Source organism: Pseudomonas sp. MT3 (assembly GCF_054720805.1).
Genome location: NZ_JBTVPY010000028.1, coordinates 72,221 through 84,698, shown reverse-complemented (window position 1 = coordinate 84,698; position 12,478 = coordinate 72,221). Strand labels below are relative to the sequence as shown.

The window sequence follows — 12,478 nt, the reverse complement described above, 5'->3', positions numbered from 1 at the left end:
GCCAAGGTCGGGGTCGCGAGTTCGAGTCTCGTTTCCCGCTCCAAAATCGAAACACCGCCCTTTGGGGCGGTGTTTTCGTTTGTGCGGCAGAAAAATCCGTGCCTTTGACAAAGCCCGCTCGCAGCGGGCTTTTTCGTTTCCGGGCCCAGCGCTTCCGGACGCATCGCTCGGCGGCGACCGCGGACCCATGCCGCGTGCTCGGGCTTCGAATCGCAGTCGCTTCGAGTGCTCGCCGTCGGGCTGTTGTCACGCGGTATACCGGCTGTCCGGGAGTGTCTGGCCATTTGCTACACAGAGTCTTTCGGCGTGATCTAAGCTCCACGAAGGTTGGCCTCTCGAGCAGAGGTTTCCATGCGAAGCACACCTGAAGACAGTCTCAAAAACGCGTTGAAAGCCTGCCGCGAGAGCTTCTTTTTTGTTGGCTTTTTCAGCTTATTCATCAATGCGCTAATGCTCGTTCCAACCTTCTATATGCTGCAGGTGTATGGACGAGTGATAACCAGTGGAAGCCTGACGACCCTGTCCATGCTGACGCTGATCATGACCGTGCTGGTGATCACGCTCGGCTCCCTGGAGTGGGTTCGCTCGCGCATCATGGTTCGGGTCAGCACCCGGCTGGATGTGTTGCTGAGCCGCCAGGTCTACAAGGCCAGTTTCAAGCGGGCCCTGGACAGTGGTGGCATGGATGCCTCGGCGCAGTCGCTCAACGATCTGACGGGTTTGAGGCAGTTCCTTACCGGCAGCGGGCTGTTCGCCTTCTTCGACGCGCCCTGGTTGCCGATCTATATCGCCGTGATGTTCCTGTTTCACCCCTGGTTCGGCTGGGTGGCGACGGGCAGCGCCCTGGTGTTGCTGGTGCTCGCGTTCGTCAACGAGAAGCTGACGGCGCCGGCACTGGCCCAGGCCAACAAGGAACATATCGGGGCGACGCTCTACACCACGAAGAACCTGCGCAACGCGGAAGTCATCGAATCGATGGGCATGCTGGAAACCCTGATGGATCGCTGGGGGAGCCGGCAACGGAACGTTCTGCTGCTGCAGTCCCTGGCGAGCGATAAAGGGGCGATGATCACGACGCTTTCCCGGACCTTCCGGCTCCTCGTGCAATCCCTGGTGCTGGGGTTGGGGGCGTACCTGGCGGTGGACCATCAGGTGGGGGCGGGCATGGTGTTCGCCGGAGCCGTGCTGCTGGGCCGTGCCCTGGCTCCCATCGATCTGCTCATCGGCAGCTGGAAGGGCTTCATTTCGGCGCGTTCGCAGTACAGCCGCCTGAATGAGGTGCTGGGCAAGCTGCAGGCGCAACCCGAGCGCATGCCGTTGCCGGCGCCCCTGGGGCACATGCAGATCGAGAACCTGGTTGTCGCGGCGCCGGGCTCGACGATTCCGATCATCCGAAACATCAGTTTCAGCGTACCCGCCGGCTGCGTGGTGGGCATCATCGGCCCCAGTGCCGCGGGCAAGTCGACCCTGGTCAGGGCGCTGTTGGGAGTCTGGGCGCCGCAGCGTGGGGTGGTCCGCCTGGATGGTGCGGACATCAGCACCTGGGACAAGCATGCGCTCGGTCCGCATGTCGGCTATCTGCCCCAGGATATCGAACTGTTCGAAGGCAGCATCGGCGAGAACATTGCCCGTTTCGCCGAGGTCGATCCGGAGAAGGTCATCCAGGCGGCCAGGATGGCGGGCGTGCACGAAATGATTCTGCTATTGCCCGATGGCTACGACACCGTGATTGGCAGTGAGGGCATCATGCTCTCGGGCGGGCAGCGCCAGCGTATCGGGCTTGCCCGTGCCTTGTATGGCAATCCGCGGCTGATCGTTCTCGACGAGCCCAACTCCAATCTCGACGACGTTGGCGACCGTGCCCTGGCGGTGGCCATCCAGCAGCTCAAGCAGACCGGTGCGACGCTGTTTGTCATTACCCACCGCACCAACATCGTGTCGCAACTCGACCGGCTCCTGCTGATGAACGACGGAATGGTCACGCTCTACGGATCCCGCGACCAGGTGCTGGCCGAACTCAACGCGAAGCAGTTGCAGGTTCAACAGCAGGCGCAGCAACAGGCCCGGCAGCAGGTGCATCAGCGGGTCATGCCGGCGGGCGCCAGTATCGCTCCGGTGGACACCGGCAAGGACGACTGTGATGTCCAGTCGTCAAATTGAAAGTTTCGTCGACCTGCCGATCTCGGACCGCAAGATCCGTCGGCTGGGCCTTGCCATCGTCGGGGTGACCTTCGGCCTGTTCGGCACCTGGGCGGCGTTCGCCCCGCTCGACGGTGCCGTCTACGCGCCCGGAGTGGTCACCGTGCAGACCTACCGTAAAACGGTCCAGCACCTTGAGGGCGGCATCGTCAAGGAGGTGCTGGTCCACGACGGCGACATCGTCAAGCGCGACGATCCGCTGATCGTTCTCGATGATGCCCAGTTGCGCTTCGAATACGAGATGACCCGGAACCAGCTTGTCGCGACCGTGGCGATGGAGGCACGCCTCAAGGCCGAGCGCGACGCGCTGTCGGCGATCGGTTTTGGGGAGTCCGCCGATCTCGCCAGCCCGCGAGGCATGGAGGCGCGCCAGAGCGAGACTCAGGTGTTCAATGCCCGGCAGGGCTCACGGCTGGGACAGATCGCGGTGCTGCGCGAGCGCATCGGCCAGTTGAATCAACAGATCAGCGGGCTGGAGGCGGTGATCGATGCCAAGCTTCAGCTCGAGCGATCCTATCGCGGTGAAATCGGTGAGCTGTCCGATCTGCTGAGGCAGGGGTTCGTCGACAAGCAACGGCTGGTCGAGCAGGAACGCAAGCTGGGGATGCTCCGCTCCGAGGTGGCGGATCATCGCTCCACGATCAACCGGGCCCGCCTGCAGATCAACGAGACACAATTGCAGATCCTGCAGGTCGACAAGGATTTCAACTCCGATGTCGCCAAACAGTTGGCCGAGGTTCAGACCAGGATCTATGACCTGCGGGAGAAAGCCTCGGCGCTGGAAGACCGGCTCAGCCGCATCATCATCCGCGCGCCCGACGCGGGCATGGTCATTGGCATGACCGTGCACACCGTGGGCGGCGTCGTGCATCCGGGGACGCCGCTGCTGGACATCGTTCCATCGGTTTCCGAGCTGGTCATAGAGGCTCAGGTGCCGCCGGTGGATATCGATCGTATCGCCGTCGGCAAGCGTGCCGACATCCGTTTCAGCGCGTTCAATAGCGCGACCACTCCGGTGATCGAAGGCGAGGTCAGCAATGTCTCGGCTGATCGGCTGATCAACGAAAAGAGCGGGACTGCCTATTACCTGGCGCGGGTCCGGGTCACCGAGCACGGCGTGCGCACCCTGGGTGAGCGCAAGCTGGTGCCGGGGATGCCGGCGGACGTGTTGATCATTACCGGGCAGCGCACGCTGTTGCAGTACCTGATGCAGCCGGCCCGCAACGCCCTGTCTCAATCGATGATCGAGGAGTGATCATGGGCCCATCGGCGGTTCTGCTGGCGGGTGCGTTCATGCTTGCGGCGGGAGGCGCCCTGGCGCAAACCGTTGCGGCAACGCCGGCTGGCGTCAGTGTTTCGACGGATTCCACCGACCTCATGCAGCTGTATCGCGAGGCGCGGCTGGAGGATCCGAAAGTCCTCGCGTCCTTTGCGCAAGCGCAGGCGGGCCGGGAACATCAGCGCGAGGCGATGGGCGCGTTGCTGCCGCAGGTATCGCTCAATGCCGGGACAAACCGGATTCACCAGGAAAGCGACCTGGTGCAGGACAGTTACGATAGCGAGAGCTACAGCCTGGTGCTGCGCCAGTACCTCTACAACAAGGCCGCGTGGGAGAACTATCAGAAGTTCAAGAGCCTGGCCCGGCAGACCGAATCGGCGGCGCTGGATGCCCAGGCGGAGGCCACCGTGGAGTTGGCGCGGCGTTATTTCACGGCATTGGCGGCCGAGGATGAGCTGGAGCTGGTGAGGGCGGAGCGGCAAACCACGCAGGAAAGCCTGGATCGGGTCAACGCGTTGTACGAGAAGCAGCTGGCGCTGATTACCGACCAGCTCGACCTCAAGGCCAGGGTGGACTTGCTGGCGGCGCAGGAGCTGGAGGCTGGCAACCAGGCCATCATCAGTCGCGAGGCGCTGGCGGAGATCGTCGGGCGGCCGGTCAAGGAGCGGCTCAGTCGGGTGCGCGATGACGTGCATCTGCGGGTTTCGGCGCAGAGTCTGGAAAACTGGGTTCGCGAAGGCATCGCGCAGAACCCGGCGCTCAAGGCCAGCGAAAGCGGCGTCGAAGCCGCGGGCGCGGCGTTGCGCAGCGGCAAGGGCGGGCACTACCCGACCCTGAGCCTGAGCCTGAGCGCACAGCAGACCAACGAGGGCTACAACAATGCCCTGGCGCCGCGCACGGACAGTTACGTCGCCGGAGTCGGCATTCAGGTGCCGATCTACAGCGGCGGCTCGACGTCGGCGCGGGTCCGTGGGCTCTACCAGGATCAACTGGCCGCCGAGGAGCAGTTGGAGGAGATCCGTCGCCGGGTGGTCAAGGAGATCACCAGCGCTTACCTGACCGCCAATTCCAATGGCGAAAAGATCGAGGCGAACCGGCTGGCCCTGTCCTCGGCGCAACTGTCACGGGTGGCGGCGGAGAAAGGGCTGAGCTACGGCATGGTCAATGCCGTCGACGTACTGGCCGCCGTACGCAATGAGTTCCGCGCTCGGCGGGACCTGCTCAAGACGCAATACGAATTTCTCAGCAATGTATTCACCCTCAATCGCTGGGCGGGAAAACCACCGGTCGAAAGCGTCGAAAGCGTGAATGGTTGGCTGAGTCCCGGCGTTCCCCGCCAGGCCTTCCAGCATCCCTGAGCCTGCCGGGCCGGTTGCACGCGGCCCGGTAGCCGATCCTCGCTCCCTTGCGCCTGTAGGCGCGGCCAACTCGCCTGGGGTCTGCTCGCTCACCCTCATCCGCGTTGCCGGGCGGGCCGCTGACTTCGTCAGGATTCGGCTGTGTGTGATGCGGCGAAGCAGGGGTAGACGATAATTTGACGTAATCGTCATTCTGTGCTTTTTTTGATCGCCTTTCGTCGTTTAATTGACGATCTGCGCCGGGGTCAAGTGCGAGCAGCAAGGCCTCCAGGGTGCATCCAAGACCTTGATTTCAGGGGCTTAACGCCATTCTTCGAGCGGATTGGCCGAGGCGACTGGCGCGAGGTTCGAGCCGACCTCAGGTGGAGAGGCTGATCGGTAGCCCACTGGGCTGGCCTAGACTCAGTTGACCGATTCGAGGGAGCACGGCATCGCTGGGCAAGTGATAGCGGTTCCTGTCCGTGTTGTCTCGACGGCTCTGTCCGGCTGCTGGAAACGTCCGCTGCCTCTGCCGGTACAGCGGATGGAAGTCCCCCCGGAGCCGGCAGAAACCCTGGTTGTCCACACCCGGACGGCCTTGGTCAAGGCCTGTCGACGCTGGTACCTGTCCTTCGATCACGCAGGCCAGGCGAGCGAATCGTTGATCCCGAAAGGCCCGCGGGTGGAGGTCATCGTTCATTTTTCAAGGAGGTCAGAGAAAATGCCTGACCACAGAAAGCCGATACGTGTGATGCTGATTGACTGTCGTCCCCTCGTTCTGATGGGCCTGCACGACTTGATCAATGCCAGGAAGCCCCGGATGGAAGTGGGCGGCCAGGCCACCACCTATACCTACGCGCTGGACCTTGCGGACCGGTCGCGTCCCGATGTGATTTTCTTCAGTTTCTTCCCCGATGTGCTGAACCCGCTGGAGGTCATCGCGGAACTCACCCGCAGCGCCGAAATGAAAGTGCTGGTCCTCAAGGGGTTGTACGAAGCCGTACCCGTTGCCCACGCGATAGAGGCGGGGGCGCGTGGCGTGGTGCTGGCGGAGGATCCGACGGAGTCGATCATCCAGGCCATCATCAACGTTCACCATCGCGATATCGGGCTGGACAGAGCCTGGGCCGGGGGGCTTTCCGGTTATGCCGCGAGCGGGCACGTTCCCTTGAAATGCAACCTGGAGCAGGCGAAACAGGCGCGGCTGACGCTGCGCGAGCGAGAGCTGATTCGCGCCATCGTGGAGAAACCGTCCGCCAAGTACATGAGCATCGCCGAGCGCCTGGGCATCAGCGAACACACGGTGCACAACCACCTCAGCAGCATTTATCAGAAGCTCGACCTCATCAATCGCATCGACTTGCTGATGTATGCGCTCAAGCACGGGCTCACCAGCAGCGAAAATCCGCCCGAGTCCACCTGGGTGGAACTGGATCGACTCGCACGCCAGAACACCCCTCACCTTCGGGGCGCCTAGCGCGCCACCGCCCCAGGTGGAGCGTGATGCCATTCCCGCGGTTCTCGCCGTGTGAACGGGTATGTCTCCACCGCGTTCTTTAAGCCTCAGGGTGCCCGGACGTTCGTCGCGGAGGCGCTGGCGCGGAGCTCATCCCGGCAGCGCAAAAAATGCGAGGGTGGTTTTCACGCCACCCTCGCATTCATTCACTCAGGCGATGTTTCAGACACTGCCATGAACGATGTCGGTATTCAGGATGTCGACTCCGACCAGGGTGATGGTCGTGACTTGTCCGCCCGACTCGGTAACCGTCACGACACTGTTCGCGCCGCTGGTGTCGATCGAATCGACCACGGCGTTCTGGTCGCCATTGAGCACCAGGGTGTCCCGCTGGCCCGCGGTCACATCGAAGCCGGTGACCTCATACTTGCCCTCGGTACGGGACAGGTCGACGTTGAAGGCCTCCTGCGTACCGGCGATGCCCGCCAGCGTGAAGTCGAAGGTCGAGCCCGCCTTCTCGTTGGCGAACAGGTTGGCGGTAAATGCACTGGTTGCCGTATCACCGTCCTTGTCGGTGACCGTGGCGTTGAACGACAGCTGGATGTCACTGGCGAGGTTTTCGACCTGCTGGGTGAACTCGATTACCGGGATCTTGACCGCGCCCTTGCCCATCGTGAGCTGGACTGCGTCGATCATCTTCCCGCTGGCCGCCTGGATGGTGAAGGACTGCTGGTTCCCGGCCTCCGCGGTCAGGTCTCCGGCCAGCACCTTGGTCGGCGCACCGGAAATCGTGTCGTCGGAGTAGTAGATCGTGTAGTACAGCTCCTCCGTGGCCGGGTTGTAGCCCTGCAGCGAGTTGTCGATGAAGACCTTCATGGAGGTCAGCAAGGTCTCGGGATTGACGACGAAGCTCTCGTCACCGGCATTGATGCCGGTCGTGTTGTTGCCTTCGAAGTTGTTGTTGGCGATACCGATGCCCGACGTACTGACGTTCATCGCGGCCGTGCCGATGTACGAGGGCAGGGGATCGGTCTGCAGTTGCGTTTCGGTGAGGTCGTCCTCCCCGGATCCGATGCCGATCTGGATGCTCTCCGGCAGTGCCGTCGGGACTGCGGCAAAGAAGACGACATGTTCGGTGCCGATCGTCAGTGTGCGTACCGGGTCCGGACCGCCCGCATCAAGCGAGCCGTTGGCACTGCTGAGGGTGTGCGTCGAGCTGAAGCCTTCCAGCAGGTCCAGTGTGTAGGTGCCGTCGGCGAAGGCTGTCAGCGTGTAGTGGACGGCGGGGTCCGTGGTGCCGTCGTTGTTGAAGTCGGCCGTCAAGGTTCCGTCGAAATGGAATGCGCCGTTAGCGTCCGGTGAGGGTGACTGCTCGGTGAGCGTACCGCTCCCGGTCGCGGTCGAGTTGTCGGGCCTGACGAGGGTGAACTGGTCATTCACCAACGAGATATCCAGGCCGGCCGCGCCCAGTCCGTCGGTCCCGTACGACTTGTCCCAGTATCCCAACTGCGGAAGGACACTGCCGGTGCCGACCAGATTGCCGAAGGCAAGCGAGGGGCCGTCATCTTCGAACCGGAAGGCACTGCCGATATCACGGGATACCGACGCGGTGTCGCCGTCGCCGTCAGTGATGGTGGCTGTCAGCGTGATCAGATTGGCTGCTGCCAGGCCAGCGGCGGAGGCGCCGGCTTCAACCGGATCCAGTGGATCGTTGTGCATCACCGAGTTGTTCTGCGTCAGCGTCACGGCGCCCGTATTGGCGGCGACCGTGATCATGAGCGCCACGTCTCCCGCTGGATCGGCCATGTTGCCTGCGGTTCCGACCCGACCCAGGACCGCGCCGTTCTGCAGGTAGAGGTAGATCTTGTGACCCGACTGCGAATCCACCAGGCCGCTGTCCACGCCACCGTCGGCGCTCACGCCGAGGGAGTAGGTAATCGCGTCGGCGTCCTGGACATTATCGTCGTCGGCATCCTTGAAGCCATCCTTGCCGAAGTCCGGGTTGAACAGGTCGGCGAAGCTGATGGGGCCTGCGCTGTCCGGGATATGGGTGTCATCGGTGGTCAGGGTGGGTACCGAGGCTTCACTCGGGGTGATCGCCGGGCCGTCGTCCTCGAACTTGAAGGCGTCGCCGATATCCCGTGAGGTCGAGGCAGTGTCGCCGTCGCCATCGGTAATGGTGGCTGTCAGTGTGACCAGATTGGCCGCTGCCAGGCCCGCAGCGGAGGTACCGGTTTCAGCTGGATCCAGCGGATCGTCGTGTACCACCGAGTTGTTTTGCGTCAGCGTCACGGCGCCGGTATTGGCATCGACAGCAATCGTGAGGGCGATGTCTCCGGTGGGATCGGCCTGGCCAGCGGCGGTGCCAACCCGGCCCACGACCGTGCCGTTTTCCAGGTAGAGGTAAATCTTGTCGCCCGACAGGGTGTCTACGAGGCCGCTGTCCACGCCACCGTCGGCGCTCACGCCGAGGGAGTAGCTGATTGCATCGGCATCCTGGGCGTTGTCGTCATCGGCATCCTTGAAGCCATCCTTGCCGAAGTCCGGGTTGAATAGGTCGGCGAAGCTGGTGGGGCCGTCGCTGTCCGGGATATGGGTGTCATCGGTGGTCAGCGTGGGTACCGAGGCTTCGCTCGGGGTGATCGACGGGCCGTCGTCCTCGAACTTGAAGGCATCGCCGATATCCCGTGAGGTCGAGGCAGTGTCGCCGTCACCGTCAGTGATGGTGGCTGTCAGTGTGACCAGATTGGCCGCTGCCAGGCCCGCAGCGGAGGTACCGGTTTCAGCTGGATCCAGCGGATCGTCGTGTACCACCGAGTTGTTTTGCGTCAGCGTCACGGCGCCGGTATTGGCATCGACGGCAATCGTGAGGGCGATGTCTCCGGCAGGATCGGCCTGGCCAGTAGAGGTGCCAACCCGGCCCACGACCGTGCCGTTTTCCAGGTAGAGGTAAATCTTGTCGCCCGATAGGGTGTCTACGAGGCCGCTGTCCACGCCATTGTCGGCGCTTACGCCGAGGGAGTAGCTGATTGCATCGGCATCCTGGGCGTTGTCGTCATCGGCATCCTTGAAGCCATCCTTGCCGAAGTCCGGGCTGAACAGGTCGGCGAAGCTGGTGGGGCCTGCGCTGTCCGGGATATGGGTGTCATCGGTGGTCAGCGTGGGTACCGAGGCTTCGCTCGGAGCGATCGATGGCCCATCGTCTTCGAAGATCATCCTGGAGCCGATTTCGGCATGGTCAGTCGCGACCTGGACCAGCATGAAGCCGCCGATGTCGAAGTCGGCATGGGTGTTGCCCGTGGCGTTGAGCGCGGCGCCGTTCTCGACGAGCACGCGGTTGTGGTCTCCCTGTGTGGTGTATTCGATCTTGTAGCCGGCCTTCACGCCGGTGATCGTAGCTATCCCGGAAGCAATCGTGATCACGATGCTCCCATCGTTCACCGAGCCGTCCGAGTTTTCGATCACCTGCCCGGTGCTCTTGTTGATGACGCGGACGCTGGTGATTTCGACGGCACTGTCGTCGGAATAGCCGTTGACGAAGTCCACGCCGGATTCTTTATCGGTGGTGAATGCGCTGATCTTTACGACGGCACTCTTGCCGCTTTGCAACTGCACCACGTCAAAACTGGCCGCCTTCGCATCGAAGAGGCCGGTAAAGTCGATGTTGGCTTCAACATCGGCTTCATTCTGATCCAGGTTGGGGATGGTCACGCTCTGCTTGGCGCCGGTGACGAAGGTAAAGCGGATGCCCTCCTGCTCCACGATCATCTGGTTGTTGGTGCCGAAGGTGGTTGGACCACCCCCCTGGCTGGTATTGATCGTGTCACCGCTGGTGATGTTGGCGCCGGCCGACTGGTCCGCGGGGTTCTTGCCCGTGGCGATGATGGCGGGGCTCGAGATCCTCACGGTGTTGCCGTCGAGGTATGTTTGCGGGCTCGCCGTCGTGTACATCAGGAAGAGGTTCTGCCCGGAGGGGGCGTTTTCCAGGCTGAATGTCAGGTCCTGGCTGGCGCCGATGAACACGGTGTCGTGCAGGTCGAGAGCGTCGTCGGGGTCGGTGGCGTCGGAATGCTGGATCGGTTGGTATTCCACGGTCCAGATCTTGCCGCCGGTGGGCGGCGATTGGGGCGAGTCCTTTATCTCCTCGATATAGGCGGCGAAGACTATCGCGCCGTTTTCCCCGGCTCGGCCCAGCAGGATGTTGTTGTCCGTATCCGTGTAGAGAAGGATGCTGGTGCCGTCGAGGGTCAGCAGCCCGCTGTCATCGCCATTGAGCGGTTTACCATCGACGCCGACGAAGCTGACATCTGTGATGTTCGCTCCGGAGAGGCTGAACGCCGTGCTGCCCGTGTCGCCCACGGCACCCGTATAGCCACTCAGGGCCGCGCCCATTGCGGTACCTGCCTCCAGTTCCGCCAGCCGGTCGGAGAAGGTCGTGGGCAGACGGCTCAGCAGGATGTCGTTGTCGTCAGCATCTCCAGAAGTGCCCGACGAGGCGATGGCGTTCTGCAGTTCGGTGGTTTCGTCCAGGGTAACGAGCACTCCGGGCGTCACGGTGATCAGGCCGCTGTCGGTGAACGATGCCATCGCCAGCGTGTCGTCGGCGGTGCCGAAGGTCTGATCGGCGCCGGTCGAGGCCGCGCTGAGCTGGAAGGTCGCGCCGGCCGAGTCGTCGGGGTTCACGTACCAGGAGGTGATGACGCTGCCATTGGTTTTACCGTCGAGATCGCCGGCGCCGCCATCGGTTACGTACCAGGGCGCGTGTCCGGCGCCGGCGTTGCCATCGAGCACGTCGTCGGGCGTGCCCCACGTCCCATCCGGGCCGGCGCTCGTGGCGTGGCGTACCTGGAACATCACGGTGCTGCCGGCGGCGAAGCCGTTGGCCGTGATGCTGGCAGTGCTACCGGGGGCATAGTCTTGCTGGTCGGTACTGACAGAGGCGTCGCTCGTGGACGAGGCGTTTTTCTTGTGGGTAGCCATGAACATTCTCCCTTGCAGTTCCATTCGTTGAGGCCGGGCTGCTGGCCTTTTACTGCCACATGCCACAACTATGGGGATGCGTCGGGGGGCTGCGCATCGGCTGATACTCCCAGGCGGGGTGGGAGTTTCAGCCTATGGAGGCGAGGGTGGCGAGGGAGGCGCCGCGACGTCGCTTCGCGGGTGCCCGGCGGCCGTGGCGTCTGATCGAAACGCTTCGAATGTCAGGGTATCGCCCATGAAAAAGCCCGCATCGTGCGGGCTTTTTTCGTTTTCAGATGCCGTCAGTGCTTCGGCGCGTCGTCCGGCAGGGCGAATATCTGCTTCTCGCGGTTCCAGTCGAAAGACTCGCCGTTCTCTTCGGCTTCGAAGCGGCGCTCGTCAAGTTGCTGATACATCTGCAGCTCTTCGTCGGGCATGAAGTGCAGGCAGTCGCCGCCAAAGAACCACAGCAGGTCGCGCGGGACCAGGTGGGCGATCTGCGGGTAGCGGTGGAAGACCTGGCTGATCAGATCCTGGCCCAGATACTGGGCGCCTTCCGGGTCACGTGGCAGTTCGCTCATCAGTTCATCGAAGCGTTCGAGGAACAGGCCGTGGTTTTCTTCCGGCACCTGCTCGGCTTCGCCCAGGGCGCCAAGGATGGTGCGCAGGTGGTTGAGCAGGGCGAGGTGGTGGTCGAGATAGGCGTTGGCCATGATGCTTCCTCTGGGACAGCGTTGAAACGGCTGCGAAGTATATCGACATCGGGTTTCGCCGGCACTGCCGGACTATCGGCGCAGCGGTTGCGACTGGATTTGCCGGCGGCGGTTGTCGATCTGCTGTTGCTGCATGTCGAGCTGGCGTTGCTGCTGGTCCAGGCGCCATTGCTGCTGGTCGTACTGCTGGCGCTGGATCACCTGGTCCTGCAACTGGCGACGCTGCTCCTGCAGCCGCTGGTTATTCTGCTGGCGCCTGAGGTTTTCCTGCTCCAGTTGCAGCCGTTGGCTTTCGTACTGCAGGCGCTGGCGGTCCAGTTCGTTCTGGCGCATCTCGCTCTGCCGTTGCAGGCTGTCCTGCTGTCGCTGGATGGGATCGATGACCGGCGTGGGCGGTGCGACCGGCCGTGGCCGGCTGGGATAGAGCCAAGGGTCGGCCTGGGCGCCGCCGGCGAGCAGGATCGCCAGCAGCAGGGGGATGCTTCGGCGCATGGTGCATTCTCCATGACGGGGATAGTAGCAGTGTGCACCCTGC

7 protein-coding genes are annotated in these 12,478 nt (G+C 63.0%); 4 read left to right on the top strand and 3 right to left on the bottom strand.

Annotated elements, in window-relative coordinates; all coding sequences use genetic code 11:
• Window positions 1-351 precede the first annotated feature (351 nt).
• The 4 genes from ACYCAX_RS23430 (at window position 352) to ACYCAX_RS23415 (ending at window position 6,292) form a co-directional block, all read left to right on the top strand.
• Window positions 352-2,160, top strand: coding sequence for a type I secretion system permease/ATPase (locus ACYCAX_RS23430; RefSeq protein WP_460248947.1), 1,809 nt, complete (start codon window positions 352-354; stop codon window positions 2,158-2,160).
• Window positions 2,141-3,454, top strand: a complete 1,314-nt coding sequence (locus ACYCAX_RS23425) for an HlyD family type I secretion periplasmic adaptor subunit (protein WP_294980582.1) — start codon at window positions 2,141-2,143, stop codon at window positions 3,452-3,454. Before ACYCAX_RS23430 ends, ACYCAX_RS23425 begins: the two co-directional genes overlap by 20 nt.
• Before the next feature lie 2 nt (window positions 3,455-3,456).
• Entirely contained in the window at window positions 3,457-4,836 is a 1,380-nt protein-coding gene (locus ACYCAX_RS23420; RefSeq protein WP_015477835.1) for a TolC family outer membrane protein, read from the top strand.
• 700 nt (window positions 4,837-5,536) lie between these two features.
• Window positions 5,537-6,292 carry a response regulator transcription factor gene (locus ACYCAX_RS23415; protein ID WP_041712065.1) on the top strand — a complete coding sequence of 252 codons (756 nt, stop codon included), beginning with the start codon at window positions 5,537-5,539 and terminating at the stop codon, window positions 6,290-6,292.
• Between the two features lie 201 nt (window positions 6,293-6,493).
• Here ACYCAX_RS23415 and ACYCAX_RS23410 read toward each other — a convergent pair whose 3' ends face one another.
• From ACYCAX_RS23410 to ACYCAX_RS23400, 3 genes are all read right to left on the bottom strand, one after another.
• Window positions 6,494-11,251: a DUF5801 repeats-in-toxin domain-containing protein gene (locus tag ACYCAX_RS23410; protein ID WP_460248945.1), complete on the bottom strand. Its 4,758-nt coding sequence runs from the start codon at window positions 11,249-11,251 to the stop codon at window positions 6,494-6,496.
• A 281-nt stretch (window positions 11,252-11,532) separates the two neighbouring features.
• Window positions 11,533-11,943, bottom strand: coding sequence for a PA2817 family protein (locus ACYCAX_RS23405; protein ID WP_294974629.1), 411 nt, complete (start codon window positions 11,941-11,943; stop codon window positions 11,533-11,535).
• 72 nt (window positions 11,944-12,015) lie between these two features.
• A complete protein-coding gene (locus ACYCAX_RS23400; RefSeq protein ID WP_294974626.1) occupies window positions 12,016-12,435 on the bottom strand; it encodes a PA2816 family glutamine-rich protein in 420 nt (139 codons plus the stop codon).
• Between the last annotated feature and the right edge of the window lie 43 nt (window positions 12,436-12,478).